The 12,688-nt window shown below is 73.2% G+C and carries 17 protein-coding genes and 1 tRNA gene; 3 read left to right on the plus strand and 15 right to left on the minus strand.

What is annotated here, in order from left to right; all coding sequences use genetic code 11:
* Positions 1-17: 17 nt before the first annotated feature.
* From AA0005_RS12065 to AA0005_RS12075, 3 genes are read right to left on the minus strand one after another with little or no spacing between them, the layout of a single operon-like run.
* On the minus strand, positions 18-995 hold the full coding sequence (locus AA0005_RS12065; protein WP_413450420.1) for an SRPBCC family protein: 978 nt from the start codon (positions 993-995) through the stop codon (positions 18-20).
* A 19-nt stretch (positions 996-1,014) separates the two neighbouring features.
* A complete protein-coding gene (locus AA0005_RS12070) occupies positions 1,015-1,353 on the minus strand; it encodes an ArsR/SmtB family transcription factor (RefSeq protein ID WP_413450421.1) in 339 nt (112 codons plus the stop codon).
* 33 nt (positions 1,354-1,386) lie between these two features.
* Positions 1,387-2,193, minus strand: coding sequence for a fructosamine kinase family protein (locus AA0005_RS12075; protein ID WP_413450422.1), 807 nt, complete (start codon positions 2,191-2,193; stop codon positions 1,387-1,389).
* A 65-nt stretch (positions 2,194-2,258) separates the two neighbouring features.
* Between AA0005_RS12075 and AA0005_RS12080 the strand changes: the two genes are divergently transcribed.
* Both AA0005_RS12080 and AA0005_RS12085 read left to right on the plus strand, forming a co-directional pair.
* A complete protein-coding gene (locus AA0005_RS12080; protein ID WP_413450423.1) occupies positions 2,259-3,026 on the plus strand; it encodes a response regulator transcription factor in 768 nt (255 codons plus the stop codon).
* A gap of 106 nt (positions 3,027-3,132) precedes the next feature.
* Entirely contained in the window at positions 3,133-3,366 is a 234-nt protein-coding gene (locus tag AA0005_RS12085) for a ribbon-helix-helix protein, CopG family (protein ID WP_413450424.1), read from the plus strand.
* 19 nt (positions 3,367-3,385) lie between these two features.
* On the opposite strand, the gene AA0005_RS12090 is transcribed toward AA0005_RS12085, so the two are convergent.
* The 9 genes from AA0005_RS12090 to AA0005_RS12130 all read right to left on the minus strand — a co-directional run bounded on the left by AA0005_RS12090 (position 3,386) and on the right by AA0005_RS12130 (position 10,175).
* Positions 3,386-3,676, minus strand: a complete 291-nt coding sequence (locus tag AA0005_RS12090; RefSeq protein WP_413450425.1) for a type II toxin-antitoxin system RelE/ParE family toxin — start codon at positions 3,674-3,676, stop codon at positions 3,386-3,388.
* Positions 3,673-3,906 (minus strand): type II toxin-antitoxin system ParD family antitoxin, encoded by a 234-nt coding sequence (locus tag AA0005_RS12095; RefSeq protein WP_413450426.1) that lies wholly within the window; start codon positions 3,904-3,906, stop codon positions 3,673-3,675. The genes AA0005_RS12090 and AA0005_RS12095 overlap by 4 nt, the downstream gene beginning before the upstream one ends.
* Positions 3,907-3,968: 62 nt before the next feature.
* Entirely contained in the window at positions 3,969-4,802 is an 834-nt protein-coding gene (locus AA0005_RS12100) for a class I SAM-dependent methyltransferase (RefSeq protein WP_413450427.1), read from the minus strand.
* Positions 4,803-4,876: 74 nt separating this feature from the next.
* On the minus strand, positions 4,877-5,251 hold the full coding sequence (locus AA0005_RS12105; RefSeq protein WP_413450428.1) for a hypothetical protein: 375 nt from the start codon (positions 5,249-5,251) through the stop codon (positions 4,877-4,879).
* 10 nt (positions 5,252-5,261) lie between these two features.
* The gene (locus tag AA0005_RS12110; RefSeq protein ID WP_413450429.1) at positions 5,262-6,149 is read right to left on the minus strand and encodes a hypothetical protein; all 888 of its coding nucleotides are present in this window, start codon (positions 6,147-6,149) and stop codon (positions 5,262-5,264) included.
* Positions 6,146-6,652 (minus strand): alternate-type signal peptide domain-containing protein, encoded by a 507-nt coding sequence (locus tag AA0005_RS12115; RefSeq protein WP_413450430.1) that lies wholly within the window; start codon positions 6,650-6,652, stop codon positions 6,146-6,148. Before AA0005_RS12115 ends, AA0005_RS12110 begins: the two co-directional genes overlap by 4 nt.
* A 29-nt stretch (positions 6,653-6,681) precedes the next feature.
* Positions 6,682-7,260, minus strand: a complete 579-nt coding sequence (locus tag AA0005_RS12120) for an alternate-type signal peptide domain-containing protein (protein WP_413450431.1) — start codon at positions 7,258-7,260, stop codon at positions 6,682-6,684.
* A 120-nt stretch (positions 7,261-7,380) separates the two neighbouring features.
* On the minus strand, positions 7,381-8,538 hold the full coding sequence (locus AA0005_RS12125) for a hypothetical protein (protein ID WP_413450432.1): 1,158 nt from the start codon (positions 8,536-8,538) through the stop codon (positions 7,381-7,383).
* Positions 8,538-10,175, minus strand: coding sequence for a sensor histidine kinase (locus tag AA0005_RS12130; RefSeq protein WP_413450433.1), 1,638 nt, complete (start codon positions 10,173-10,175; stop codon positions 8,538-8,540). Before AA0005_RS12130 ends, AA0005_RS12125 begins: the two co-directional genes overlap by 1 nt.
* Positions 10,176-10,243: 68 nt before the next feature.
* On the opposite strand from AA0005_RS12130, the gene AA0005_RS12135 reads away from it, so the two are divergent.
* Positions 10,244-11,155: an AEC family transporter gene (locus AA0005_RS12135; RefSeq protein WP_413450434.1), complete on the plus strand. Its 912-nt coding sequence runs from the start codon at positions 10,244-10,246 to the stop codon at positions 11,153-11,155.
* Positions 11,156-11,275: 120 nt separating this feature from the next.
* Here AA0005_RS12135 and AA0005_RS12140 read toward each other — a convergent pair whose 3' ends face one another.
* The 3 genes from AA0005_RS12140 to AA0005_RS12150 all read right to left on the minus strand — a co-directional run bounded on the left by AA0005_RS12140 (position 11,276) and on the right by AA0005_RS12150 (position 12,637).
* Positions 11,276-11,962, minus strand: coding sequence for an NAD-dependent deacylase (locus AA0005_RS12140; protein WP_413450435.1), 687 nt, complete (start codon positions 11,960-11,962; stop codon positions 11,276-11,278).
* A gap of 25 nt (positions 11,963-11,987) precedes the next feature.
* Positions 11,988-12,329 carry a TfoX/Sxy family protein gene (locus AA0005_RS12145; protein WP_413450436.1) on the minus strand — a complete coding sequence of 114 codons (342 nt, stop codon included), beginning with the start codon at positions 12,327-12,329 and terminating at the stop codon, positions 11,988-11,990.
* Between the two features lie 235 nt (positions 12,330-12,564).
* Positions 12,565-12,637 (minus strand) — tRNA-Ala (locus AA0005_RS12150).
* Positions 12,638-12,688: the final 51 nt, after the last annotated feature.

A 12,688-nucleotide genomic window follows, 5' to 3' on the forward strand; every position in this document is an offset into this window, starting at 1 on the left:
ACGGACCAGGCCGGCCCTCAGGCCGGGGTGAGCACCTCGGACTCGAGGCGGGCGTAGCTCGTCTCCATGCCGTCGACCATCCCGGTGCCGAGGATCTCGTCGCGGGTCGCGGCGTCGGGGTAGGTGATGACGAGGGTGAGGAGAGTGCCGCCGTCGACGGGCGTGAGGGTGAGCTCGTTGACCGTGCTCGGGCCCTCGGTGCCGATCATCCGCTCGGTCGTCACCTCGCGGTACGGGGGCGCGGACTCGAGGAGCTCGCCGGTGAAGCCGAAGCGGCCCCCGCCACCCTCCTCCTCCCACTCGTTGCGGAAGGTGTCGCCGACGGCGCTCGGCACCTCGCACACCGGCATGGTCCAGCCGTCGGGGCCGAGCATCCAGCGGCGCAGCAGCGCGGGGTCGTGGTGGGCGTCCCACACGGTCTGGACCGGGCCGCGGATGAGGCGGCTGACGCGCACCCGGGTGTCGTCGAGGAGCTGGGCGGCGGCGGGCAGGTCCGCGGCGAAGGAGGCGAGGTCGGCGACGACGGCGTCCACCTGGCTCATCGCCGCGGTCATGCCCTCCTCCATGCCCATGGAGAGCAGCTTCTCGAGCTCGTCGAGGGAGGCGAAGGAGGTCTGGGTCGTCAGGCGCGAGCCGGCCCCGGCCTCCTCGAAGGTGAAGACCATGCGGGTGGCCGGGAGCCCCGCCGTGGGCGTGCCGTCGGGCTCGGCGAAGCCGTCGCGGACCTCGAAGGAGCGCCCGGGGTCGACGGCGAGGAACTCCCAGTACCCGTACGAGCGCTCCCCGTCGGGGCCGGTCATCCAGTAGTCAGATCGGCCACCGACGGCGACGTCGTGGCGGGCGAAGGTGGCCGGCCAGCCGGGCGGCCCCCAGAACTTCTCGATCTGGCGGGGGTCGACGTACGCGTCCCACAGCCGGTGGACCGGCACGGGGAAGTCGGCGACGACGGTCATCGTGAGGGCGTCGAGGTCCTTCTCGACGGTGGTGACAGGCATGGCACTGCCTTTCTGGCGTTCACTCGTCTTCGGTGAGGAGCGCGTCGAGCCGGGTGACCCGTCCGCGCCAGAGCTGCTCGTACTGGTCGAGCAGGAGCTGGGCCCGCCTGATCGTGTCGGGATTGCCGCGCACGAGGCGCTCGCGGCCCTGGGGGTGCTTGGTCACCAGACCGGCTCCCTCCAGGACGGCGACGTGCTTCTGCACGGCCGCGAACGACATGTCGTAGTCGGCGGCCAGCTCCGTCACGGTCGCCCCCTCGACGAGGGTGCGCCGGACGATGTCGCGCCGGGTGGCGTCAGCGAGCGCCCGGAACACCCGGTCGGTCGCCGCGTCGTCCAGCACGTCATGTACAACCATATGGTTGTACGTTAGTGACGTGCAACCGGTCCGTCAAGACCTCGCGTAGCGGCGGGCCACCTCGACGGTCCGCGGCCCGTAGTGGCCGCCGAAGATGACGGCGTGCATGACGAGCATGGTCAGCTGGTGCAGCCCCACCCGCTCCTGCCACCCGTCGGCGAGCGGGGAGACCTCCTGGTAGCCGGCGAGGATGTCGGCCAGGCGGTCGACGCCGAAGAGCGCGAGCGCCGCGAGGTCCGTCTCGGCGTGCCCGCCGTGGGCGGCGGGGTCGATGAGCACACCCTCGACTCCCCTGCCCCGGTCGGTCCACACGACGTTGCCGCCCCACAGGTCGCCGTGGAGGCGGGCCGGCCCGTCACCGACGAGGGCCGGCTGGGCGTGGTCGAGGTCGCCCGAGGCAAGCCGGTCGGCGACGCGCTCGAGGACGCGGGCGCCGTCGTCGTCGATGGAGCCGTTGGCCAGCGCCCGCGGCACGTAGGGGCGGATCTGGTACTCCGCGTAGAACTCGCCCCAGCGGGTGAAGGGCGGCTCGGCGTCGTGGGGATGGAGCGGCATCGTCCCCGAGCTGCGCGGCACCGGCCCCTGCCAGCCGGGCGGGGTGCAGCCCAGGGACGGCGCCCCGGCGGCGTGGGTGCGGGCCAGTCCGCGCCCGAAGGCCGCGGCGGCCTGCGCCGTCGGCTCGGCGGAGGGCAGGTGGACGAGGTCGAGCCAGCCCTCCCCCTCCGCGAGGATGTCGACGACGGGTGCCCCGCCGTCGTCGGTGGCCCCGGCCAGCCACCGCAGGCCCGCCGCCTCGAAGCGGAGCGTCACCGGCTCGTCGGTCTTGTGGAAGGTGCTCATGGGGCCATCGTGGCAAGGCACGCTACGCCCGGCGAGGCCGAGGGCACTTCGCTACAGTCGTGCCCGTGACGGACACGGGCGGCCGCGGTACGGCAGTGGTGATCGAGGACGACGCCGACATCAGGTTCCTCCTCGAGGTCACCCTGGGGCAGGCCGGCTTCGAGGTGACGACGGCGCCCACCGGGCAGGCCGGCGTCGACGCGGTCCGCGAGCTGCGGCCCGTCATCACGACCCTCGACATCTCGCTGCCCGACTTCGACGGCTTCGAGGTCGCGCGGCGCATCCGCGCCTTCTCCGACACCTACATCCTCATGCTCACCGGCCGCGCCGACGAGATCGACACCCTGCTCGGGCTCGAGGCGGGCGCGGACGACTACGTGACCAAACCCTTCCGGCCGCGCGAGATCCGGGCCCGCATCGAGGCGCTGCTGCGACGTCCGCGCAGCGTGGCGGCGACGGAGCCCGCGGCGGAGGCGCCCGCCGCGCCCGCTGCCGAGAATGGCGCCCTGCTTGCCCACGGCGATCTGCGCCTGGACCGGGACGCGCGCGTCGTCGAGCGGGCCGGGGAGCCGCTGGAGCTGACCCGCAGCGAGTTCGACATCCTCACCGCTCTGCTCTCCAACCCGCGGCGCGTACTGACCAAGTCGCAGCTGGCCGGGGTGCTGTGGTCCGAGGGCTACGACACCGGCGCGGAGGTCACCGACGCGGACCGCCGCTCGGTGGAGGTCCACGTGGCGAACCTGCGGCGCAAGCTCGGCGACGATGCCACGAGCCCGCGCTACGTCGAGACGGTGCGCGGGGTGGGTTACCGGCTGGCGCTCAGCGCCCGCTGAGCCGACGAAGCGGCGTTCCGGCCGCCTCACCATGTGGCGCGCCCACGGCGCATCGCCCCGGTCGGAGTCCTTCCCGCGAGCTCCTTATCGTCATACGTTTTTGGCCATGGTGAGCGAGGAGGAGATCCAGCAGTGGGCTCAGGAGGCTGAGGCCGGGTACGACGTCGAGGAGATGAGACGTCGCGGTCGGGGTCGTCCTGGGCGTGGCGCTGAGCCCATGCAGGTCGTTGCCGTGCGCCTCACTACCGAGGAGCTTGCGGCCGTCGACGCCATCGCCGAGCGCGAGCACATCTCGCAGTCCGAGGTCATCCGCAGGGCTTTGGCCGGCTTCGCGGCGTGAAGGGCCAGGCCAGCGCCGATCAGAGGTGCCCGCTCGGGTCCATCCGCTGGTGCAGGATCCGGATCACGTCCACACCTTCGGCACTCTCGACGTAGAAGAGCAGGTGGCTGCCGATGCCGTAGCGGCGGTACCCCTGGCGGATCTCGTCGCAGGCGCGCCCGCGCTGAGGGTTGTCGGCGACGCGTTCGATCGCGGCCCTGATCTCCGCGATGTACACCTCGGCCTGACGGACGTCCCACCGCTCCTGGGTGAAGTCCCAGATCGACGAGAGATCACGCTGCGCAGCCGGGGCGAGCCGGTACCGGTTCACCCCTTCTTCGCCGCGATGAAGTCGTCGAAGTCGAAGGGTTCGGGTACACCGCTGTCCTCACCCTCGACGAGGGCGCTGCGCAGTGCGGCCAGCCGCGTCTCCTGGTCCTCCAGCAGCCGGAGGCCGGCGCGGACGACCTCGCTGGCCGACCTGTAGCGGCCGGAGGAGACCTCTCGGGACAGGAAGTCCAGGAAGTGGTCGTCCAGGCTGATCGACGTGTTTCGGGCCATGGTGCATGGTACCAACGGTTGGTACTCGGGCGTCGGCAGGGAACGTCGGACTGCGGCTTGGATCAGCGGGCGCGTGTGAGGGCGAAGAGGATGTGCGTACCGCCGTCCGCGGCGCCGAGCTCGGCGCAGGCGTCGATCTCGTGCTGCAGGAAGCGCGACCAGCGGCCCGGGTCGGCCTCCACGGGGCGCAGCACGTCATCGTTGCCCAGCGAGGCCCAGTTGCTGGCGCTCGTGGCGAGGAGCCGGCCCCCTGCTGCGGCAGCGAGCCGCTCGATCTCCCGGGCACGGAACATCTGGCACACGTGGTCGGCACCGGGCACGTGCCTGAGGTCGCCCGTGCGCAGGACCGCGTCGTTGACGTCCTCCCCGACTGCGGCGGCCAGCTGCATGACGCCGTCCAGCCGGTGGCGCCAGGTGCCCAGCATCGACATGACGGAGGCGACGACCGTGCCGCCCGGGCGGGTGATGCGGAGCAGCCCGCGCAGCGCCACCTCCGTGTCCTCGAACGCGTACGAGAGCGGGCCACCGAACGCGAGGACGGCGCCGAACTCACCGTCGGCGTACCTGCTGGTGTCGCAGACGTCGAGAAGCTCGCGGCGTTCGACCGCCGTCTCGGCGGGTGTCCCGGCGAGGTGCTCGCGGTTGAGCTCGAGCTGCACGGGCGAGACGTCGGTGACGACGGCCGAGCAGCCGAGGCCGGCGAGCTCGGTGGTGAACCGGCCCGGCCCGGCGCCGATCTCGAGCACCCGCTGTCCGCGGGAGACGAACCGGGCCAGGAAGTGACGGTGCACCTCCAGGCTGACCCGTCCGGCGATGTCGGCCACGAGGCGGTCGTGCTCACCGCCGGCCAGGCGGTCGTAGTACTCACGGACGCGAGCGCGGTCCTCGGTGGTCACAGCGAGGATCATCCCGTGCGGCTCGCGCCTCACCGCCTCCCGACACGCCTGCTTCGCGCCACGACGTGCCGGGCTCAGGCCGGCCCAGGGACGGCGGGGCCACTGTCCGAGGCAACGACGAATGCGGCTCGGGCCCCGCGCAGGGCGTGGCACGTCGGACCCGCCAGGGCCTCGACCTCGGCCAGTGCCCTCTCGGCGGCCGCGCCGCTCTCCGTGCGGCAGCGCGTGGCCGCCTCGGCCAGCGCGTGCGCGCCGACCATCGTCGCCGAGCAGGCGAGGCTGAGGGCCACGTCGCGCCGGTCCTCCCCCGTCGCCACCGCCTGACGCAGCCGGCTCACCCGGCTCGCCATCATGGCGAGCACGTGGTCGACCGTCCCGGCCGCGGCCTCCGGCCCGACCTGCTCCACCAGCTCGGTCAGCCGGGCCCGGTCCAGCAGTCCCCCCGTCACGGTCGCGCCCTCAGCCGCAGTACGCCGCGCCGACGCCGATGCGTTCGACGCGGACCTTGGCGGTGGAGCCGGACGCGACGGTCGTCCCGTCGTTGAGGACTGCGACCACGCGCAGGGTGTAGCTCTCGAAGTTGACGAAGCTGAACTGGTAGGGGTTGATCGTCGTCGTCCGCGCCCGGGCGGGGATGGTGCCGACGTCGCGCCAGGTACCGCGGTCGTCGAGCTGCAGGCTCCAGCGGACGAGCTGCTGGGAGTAGGCGTCGCCGTCCCAGTCCCAGCCGAGGGTGACCCACTGGTTGAGCCAGCCGGGCGTGCAGCGCAGCGCGGAGACGGTCGGGAGTGCGGGCAGCGTGTGCGTGGCGGTCCACGTGCTCGTCGCGGTCCACGCGCCCGCCGCGGCGCCGTCGACTGTCGTGACGAGCGAGAGGGTCCGGCCTGCCAGCTGGACACGGGCCTGCTCGGAGGGGACGAAGGTGAGGCACAGGGTGTGGGCGCCGCTGAGCGGCTGCCCACCGGCGACGGCGAAGGAGGTGCCTGCCCCGCCGGGGCTCGCGGTGTACGCGACCGGCTCGGTGGGCACGCAGACGCCGCCCTGCGCTAGGCGGTACTCGATGCGGGAGCCGGCGAGCTCGGCGCCGGTGTGGGCGCGGCCGGCCGAGGTGACGGTGACGCTGCCCGGCCGCCAGGTGCCGCTCGCGTCCCCCGACATGCCGACGGTGGCGCTCGTCGCGGTGGCGGCGGCGACGTCCACCTGGACGCCGCCCGTGCGCAGCTGCGGCACCGCGACGGTGGCCTCGTCGCTCCACGCCGCGAGGGTGGACTCGCTCGGGCGCAGGAGCAGCACGCCGCCGAGCACGACGGCGATCGCGAGCAGGCAGGCGGTGAGCCGCGTGGTCATGGCATCTCCTGGGTGAGGGTCCAGCGGATCGCACCGGGGTCGAGGGCGGTGCGCTGAGAGACCGTGGCCGGCACGGTGAGGTCGACGACGGCGGTGACGGTGGCGCCGTCGTCGGCGGGTCCGACGGCCCAGCGGCCGTCGCTGGCGGCCGGGAGCGTCGTCGTCACGCGCGGGCTCGACCGGGTCAGGCCCTGCAGGCCGGTGACCTCCAGACCGAGGCTGCCGGCGAGGAGGTTGCCTGCGGCGCCGACCCGCACGGTCGAGGTGAGTTGCACGACGTCGCCGGGGACGAGCGGGGTGCTCGCGGGGAGCGGCTGGGCCACCCCCGGCCGCACGACGACGATGTCCGAGCTGACGGCGTCGACGGTGAGCTCGCCCGCGCCGACGACCTGCCCCTCGCGGAGCTCGGCGTCGTTCCACCCGGCGAGGGTGGTGCCGCTGCCGGAGAGGAGCACAACGGCCACGGCGGCGGCGAGCGCGGCGCGGGTCAGGCGCTTGGGCACGGGGTGCTCCTCTCCGGTGGTGGGGTGGCTCAGCGGGCGGGGACGGTGTCCTGCGTCAGGGTCACGTCGAGGCCGCCGAGGGTGACCTCCTGGCCCTGGCCGGCGAGCTCGGCGGTGGCGGCGTCGAAGGCGACGGTGACGGTGACGTCGAGGGTCTGCGTCTCGTCCTCGGCGACGACGGGGGCGGAGGTGCCGGTGACGGGCGTGCCGTTGAGCGACATCGTCGCGCCCGCCTCGAGGTGAGCGAGGAGCTCGGCGTCGCCGCTGAGGCCGGTGAGGTTGTGGGCTACGGTCGCGCGGAGCAGGTCACCGCGCGCGTCGATCGTCATGGTCTCGCGGTAGGTGAGGGCGTCGCCGGGGACGATGAGGTAGGAGCCGTCCGCGACGGCGGCGGTCACGTCCGCGCCGGCGACGTTGGTCCACGTGCCCTCGCCGGCGGCGAGGTCGAGGACACCGGCGGTGATCTCGGTGTCGGTCGCAGCGGCCTCGGCGTCGGACCACTCGGCGAAGGTCGCGCCGCCGGCGCCGAGGAGGACGACACCGACACCGGCGGCCGCGGCGGCCTTCCAGGTGGTGCTGACGGAGCGGGAGGTGGTGGAGCGGGCCATGGTCGTGCCTCTCGGGTTCGGGGAGCCGGTCTGTCCGGCGCTGAACCCCACTTTCGACGGCGGACCTCAGCGACCCCGCGCGCTCACCTCAGTCCCACCTCAGGACTGTCTCAAGATTCCTCAGAACCAGCCCAGCACCCGGTTGCCGCCCTCCGCCAGGGCCCGCTGCGCGCGCTGCCCGGCCAGCCCGCGCAGTGCCTCGAGGTCGTAGCCGGCTTCCGCGTCGCTGGCCACGCCCAGGCTCACCCGCAGTCGCAGGCGCACGCCCTCGAGCGGCAGCGGCTTGCCGATGACGTGCCGGCGCAGGTTCTCCGCCCACGCGTGCGCCTCGTCCCCGGTGAAGCCGCGCAGGAGGACCTCGAAGGAGTCCGCGGACTCGTCCACCCGGCCGGCGAGCGAGGCGGACGGCGGCGCGAGCAGACGGGCGCTGTCGACGGCGGCGGCGAGCGCCGCCTCGGCGACGTCGCGGTCGAACGCGATGGTGAGGTCGTCCCTGCCCTCGACGACCACGACGACGACGGCGAGCGGGTCACCTGCCCGGTGCGCCTCCCGGACTGCGTCCTGGGCGCGGGCGAGGAAGCTCGTGGGGCTGCGCAGGCCGGTGCGCGCGTCGAAGGCGCTGACGCTGGCTCGGGCCGCGTGCACGTCGTCGGTGCGGATGACGACCATGGAGTACCCGGCGGTGGTGATGAGCAGGAGCAGGACGAGCAGGGTGGGCGAGGTCCCGAGCGCGCCCGCGAAGGACCGGGACTCCGGCCCCGCGGTCAGGTAGACGACCAGGCGCACGAGGTAGTACGCGCCGACCAGCAGGAGCACGACTCCCAGCACCACACCGAGCCGGTGCCGGCGCTGGCGGCCGCGCAGCGCGGCGACGCCGCCGAGCACGCCACCAGCCGCCGTGCCGAGAAGGACCGCCCAGCCGCCGCCCCACTCCCCCGCGTCCGGTCCCGCCAGGAGCGTTGTCAGCGCGGCCACGGCGGCGGCGACGAGCGTGACCCACAGGAGCGAGCGGCGTCCGTCGTCGGCCCGCAGACCATTCCACATGGCCATCGTGGTGACGACGGAGAAGGCGTTGCCCAGTGCGACGAACCACCACAGCGCCTCGCTGGAGTAGGCCGCGAGGTAGAACAGCGCGGTGCACACCGCGCTGCTGAGCGCCAGCGTCCACAGCAGGTCGACCGGCGAGCGGCCACGGCTGGCGACCTCGACGACGAAGATCGTCGCGATGATCGAGACGACGAGGATCGAGACGGAGTACAGGGTGGTCGGGTCGAGCATCAGGCCCCCTCGGCCGCGGGAAGCAGCACCTCGACACAGGTCCCCCGGCCGGGTTCCGACGAGAGGGCGATCGAGCCGCCGAGGGCCTCGACGATCTGCCGACTGATGTGCAGGCCGAGGCCGGTGCCCTGGACGGAGGTGTGGCGAACCTCGGGTGCCCGGTAGAAGCGGGTGAAGAGCCGGGCCTGGTGGTCCGTGGCGATGCCCGGCCCGTCGTCCTCGACGACGAGACGCACCTTCCCGCCGTCGCGCTCCAGCGCGATGCCCACGTGCCCACCGCGGTGGGTGTACTTCACCGCGTTGGACACGACGTTGTCGACGACCTGGGTCAGCCGCCCGACGTCCGCGCTGACGACGCTGCCGCCGCTCGCGGAGACGTCGATGGTGATGTCGCGGTCCGCCGCCCGCGGGGCCTGGGACTCGACGACGTCCTCGACGACGGCACGCAGGTCGACGTCCTCCCGGGAGCCGGCGTCGGACGCGGTCCGGGCGGCGAGGAGGAGGTTGTCGATGAGGATGCGCAGCCGCCCGGCGTTGCGCTCCGCGACCTCGAGGTAGCTCCGCAGGTGCGGCGGCAGGTCGGGGTCGTCGACGGCGAGGTCGAGGTAGCCGGTCACCGACGTGAGCGGGGTGCGCAGCTCGTGGGAGACGGAGGAGACGAAGTCGTCACGCTCGGACAGCGCGAGCAGCTCGTCGGTGATGTCGTGCAGGGCGATGACGGACCCCTCGCTCTCGCCGTCGTCGTCCAGGAGGGGCGCGGTGCTGACACGGAGGGCGGTGCGCTCGCCGGAGGCGTGCTCCCACCACACGACGCGCCGCTCGACCGGCTCGCCCGTGGCGACGGCGGCGAGGCGGGCGGCGGGCACGGGCGTGCCCTCGGGGGTGAAGAGGGTCGGCGCGGAGTCGGCGAGGCGCGCACCGACGGTGAGCGCTCCCCGACTGGCATCCCGCAGCGCCCGGTTGACGACGACGAGGGTGCCCCGCGGGTCAAGCACGGCGACGCCCGCGTCGATGGTGTTGAGCACGCCCTCGAGGCGGGCGCGGTCCAGCGAGGTCTCGGCGAGCAGCTCCTCGACGAGGGCGCTCTGCCCGGCGAGCAGCTGGCGCCGGGCCGTCGACCGACGCTCGGACAGGTGCAGGGAGACCGCGACGGCGATGATCGCGGCAGGGACGGTGAACATCCGCGCCGCGTTGTCCGGGGTGACGGAGAGCTCGCCCACCCGCACGGCCTCGACGATGTCCACCCCCGTGGAGGAGAGCACTCCGGCGACGACGGCGATCACCGTCGCGGTCCGGCCCATCTGCGCCAGCCAGACGACGGGCAGGATGAGCAGCACCGAGGCGCGGGCGCCCACGGCCAGCATGCAGACGACGGCGACCATGTCGAGCAGCGGGATGACCGCTTCGGCCCAACGGGGCAGGGCCGGCCAGGGGACGGTGGCCGCGAGCGCCGTCACGACGAGGTTGATCGCGGCGCCCACGAGGGCGGCGTCCGGCAGACCCGGCCCGTACTCCTCCCACACGACCAGGGCGATCGTCATGACGCCGAAGACGACGAAGAAGGGCAGCTGGCGCCCGAGGACGGCGAACCGTCGCTGCGCGGTCTCGACGGACTGGGCGGCTTGCTGGCGGGGCACGGTCCGAGCCGAGGCTGCCCGGCGTAGGGTGGCGCGGGCGGCGCGCGACCGCCCGGACGGGAGAATCTGTGGGCGGGGTCCTCGTCCAGGCGTTGTCGCTGGTGGCGATCATCGCGCTGGGCCTCGGTGTCAAACGGCTCGGCTGGCTGTCGGTCGCCCACTTCCCGGTGCTCGCGACGATCGTCCTGCGCATCACCCTGCCGGCCGCCATCATCACGAGCTTCAACGACTTCGACCTCACCTGGGGGCTGCTGTCGCTCGCCGTCGTGGGACTGGTCGTCAACCTCGTCCAGCAGGGCACCGGGATGCTCATGGGTCGCCGGCGGGGGCGGGAGGCGCAGGCCTTCGGCGTGCTCAACGTCGGCAGCTACAACATGGGCGCCTTCGCCATGCCGTACCTCGCCGGCTTCATGGGCCCGCAGGCCCTCGTGCTCGCCTCGCTCTTCGACGTCGGCAACGCGATCGCCGCCGCGGGCGTGGGCTACGCGTGGGCGGTGGCCCTCGCCCCGGGCGAGGCCCGGATGGGCCTGGGCGGCTTCGTGCGCACGATGCTGCGCTCGACGATCTTCGTCACCTACCTCGTGCTGCTGCCGCTGCGCCTGCTCGACATCAGCCTGCCGGCGCCCGTCATCGAGCTCACCGGCACGATCGGCGCGGCCAACACCTTCCTCGCGATGTTCATGATCGGCATCGGCCTGGAGCTGCGCCTGCCGCGTGCCAAGTACCGCCAGGCGCTGCTGTACCTCACGGTGCGCTACGGCTACGCCGTCCTCTTCGCGCTCGGCACGTGGCTGCTGCTGCCGGTGCCGACGGAGGTCAAGGTCGTCCTGTGCATGGTCTACTTCGCGCCGATCGCGGCGATGATCCCCGGCTACACCGCCGAGGTGCGCGGCGACGTCGAGCTGTCGACCTTCATGACCTCGGTGTCGATCATCGTCGGCATCGTCACCATGCCCGCCGTCCTCGCCCTCCTCAGCTGAGCCCGGTCCCCCGCCCACCGACAGCCCACCTACCACCGACAGCTGACTTACCGCCGACAGCTGACTTACCGCCGACAGTACAGTTACCGCCGACAGCACAGTTACCGCCACGTCGGCTCGTCAGCCGACGAGCTCCGCGACCCACTGCGGCACCAACTGCGCCGCCGGCCCGGTGCGCACCTCGTCGAAGTAGCGCGAGACCTCGCTCGGCTCGAGGTTGAGCTCGAGAGTCCGCGCCCCACTGCTCGCCGCGAGCGCGACGTAGCCCGCCGCCGGGTACACCGCCCCGGACGTGCCGACGGCGACGAAGAGCTCGCAGGCCCTGACGGCGCGGTCGATCCGCTCGAGCTCGTAGGGCACCTCGCCGAACCACACGACGTCGGGGCGCAGCGCCCGCCGCCCGCAGACCGGGCAGGGCGGGAGGTCGACGAGGTCCGCCTCCCACTCCGGCCGGCTGCCGCAGGCCTGGCACAGCGCCCGGCGCAGCTCGCCGTGCATGTGGACCACCCGGCGCGAGCCCGCCCGCTCGTGGAGGTCGTCGACGTTCTGCGTGACGACGAGCAGGTCCTCGCCGAGCGCCTCCTCGAGGGTGACGAGCGCCCGGTGGGCGGGGTTGGGCTCCACGCCGGCGACGGCGCGGCGGCGGGCGTCGTAGAAGCGCTGGACGAGCTCGGGGTCCCGGGCGAAGCCCTCGGGGGTGGCGACGTCCTCGACGTCATGCCCCTCCCAGAGCCCTCCGGAGTCACGGAACGTGAGCACCCCCGACTCCGCGGAGATCCCGGCACCGGTGAGGACGACGACGCGCATGGGGCCAGTATCGCCGTCCCGGACCTCAGGGCGCCGCGGTGACCGCCCGGTTGTGCTCGAGCGCCACCTCGAGCCAGGACGCCAGACCGGCGCCCGCGACGGCGTCGGCGGCGACCTCCACCCATCCCGGTCCCATGTCGCGGCGGGCCGGTTCCATGACCGCCTGCGCCGCACCCGGGCGGGTGATGAGCTCCTCGTGCCGGCCGGCGTCGACGCGGACGAGCAGGCCACCGTCCTTGAGCACGCCGACGAGGAGCTTCTCCCTCACCATGAAGGAGCGCGTGCCGAACATGGCCACCTCGCGGACAGGCTCCTCCCCCGCCAGCAGCGCACGGACCCGGTCGGCGAGCTCGGTCTGCGCGGTCATCGCGGTCCCTTTCCCGACGGGCACGGTGGGGCACCAGTGTGCCGCCGTCGACGTCGGTGCAGGCCGGTTCGGGCCGGCGAGCGTGCCACAACGGGCCTACTTAGGAGCTTCTCGGCCCCCTCGACCTGCGGCTTCACGGCGCCGGGCCGGCGGTGCATCCCCTTTTGTGGCACGCATACGCACCCTGGAAACACGAGAGGCGCGGCACCCGCGTGCCGCGCCTCTGGTCCTGCTGTGGAGCTAGGGGGATTCGAACCCCCGACCTCTTCCATGCCATGGAAGCGCGCTACCAACTGCGCCATAGCCCCTTGCTGCGTCATTGAGTCTAGACGACCGCGGACCCCGCTGACCAATCGCTG

Origin of the sequence: Georgenia phoenicis (genome assembly GCF_047302425.1) — a bacterium.
Classification (GTDB): Bacteria; Actinomycetota; Actinomycetes; order Actinomycetales; family Actinomycetaceae; genus Oceanitalea.

Coding starts and splice junctions, on each gene's coding strand:
- AA0005_RS12065 (WP_413450420.1), bottom strand. CDS start 995: ATGCCTGTCACCACCGTCGAGAAGGACCTCGACGCCCTCACGATGACC.
- AA0005_RS12070 (WP_413450421.1), bottom strand. CDS start 1,353: ATGGTTGTACATGACGTGCTGGACGACGCGGCGACCGACCGGGTGTTC.
- AA0005_RS12075 (WP_413450422.1), bottom strand. CDS start 2,193: ATGAGCACCTTCCACAAGACCGACGAGCCGGTGACGCTCCGCTTCGAG.
- AA0005_RS12085 (WP_413450424.1), top strand. CDS start 3,133: ATGGTGAGCGAGGAGGAGATCCAGCAGTGGGCTCAGGAGGCTGAGGCC.
- AA0005_RS12095 (WP_413450426.1), bottom strand. CDS start 3,906: ATGGCCCGAAACACGTCGATCAGCCTGGACGACCACTTCCTGGACTTC.
- AA0005_RS12110 (WP_413450429.1), bottom strand. CDS start 6,149: ATGACCACGCGGCTCACCGCCTGCCTGCTCGCGATCGCCGTCGTGCTC.
- AA0005_RS12120 (WP_413450431.1), bottom strand. CDS start 7,260: ATGGCCCGCTCCACCACCTCCCGCTCCGTCAGCACCACCTGGAAGGCC.
- AA0005_RS12125 (WP_413450432.1), bottom strand. CDS start 8,538: ATGCTCGACCCGACCACCCTGTACTCCGTCTCGATCCTCGTCGTCTCG.
- AA0005_RS12140 (WP_413450435.1), bottom strand. CDS start 11,962: ATGCGCGTCGTCGTCCTCACCGGTGCCGGGATCTCCGCGGAGTCGGGG.
- AA0005_RS12145 (WP_413450436.1), bottom strand. CDS start 12,329: ATGACCGCGCAGACCGAGCTCGCCGACCGGGTCCGTGCGCTGCTGGCG.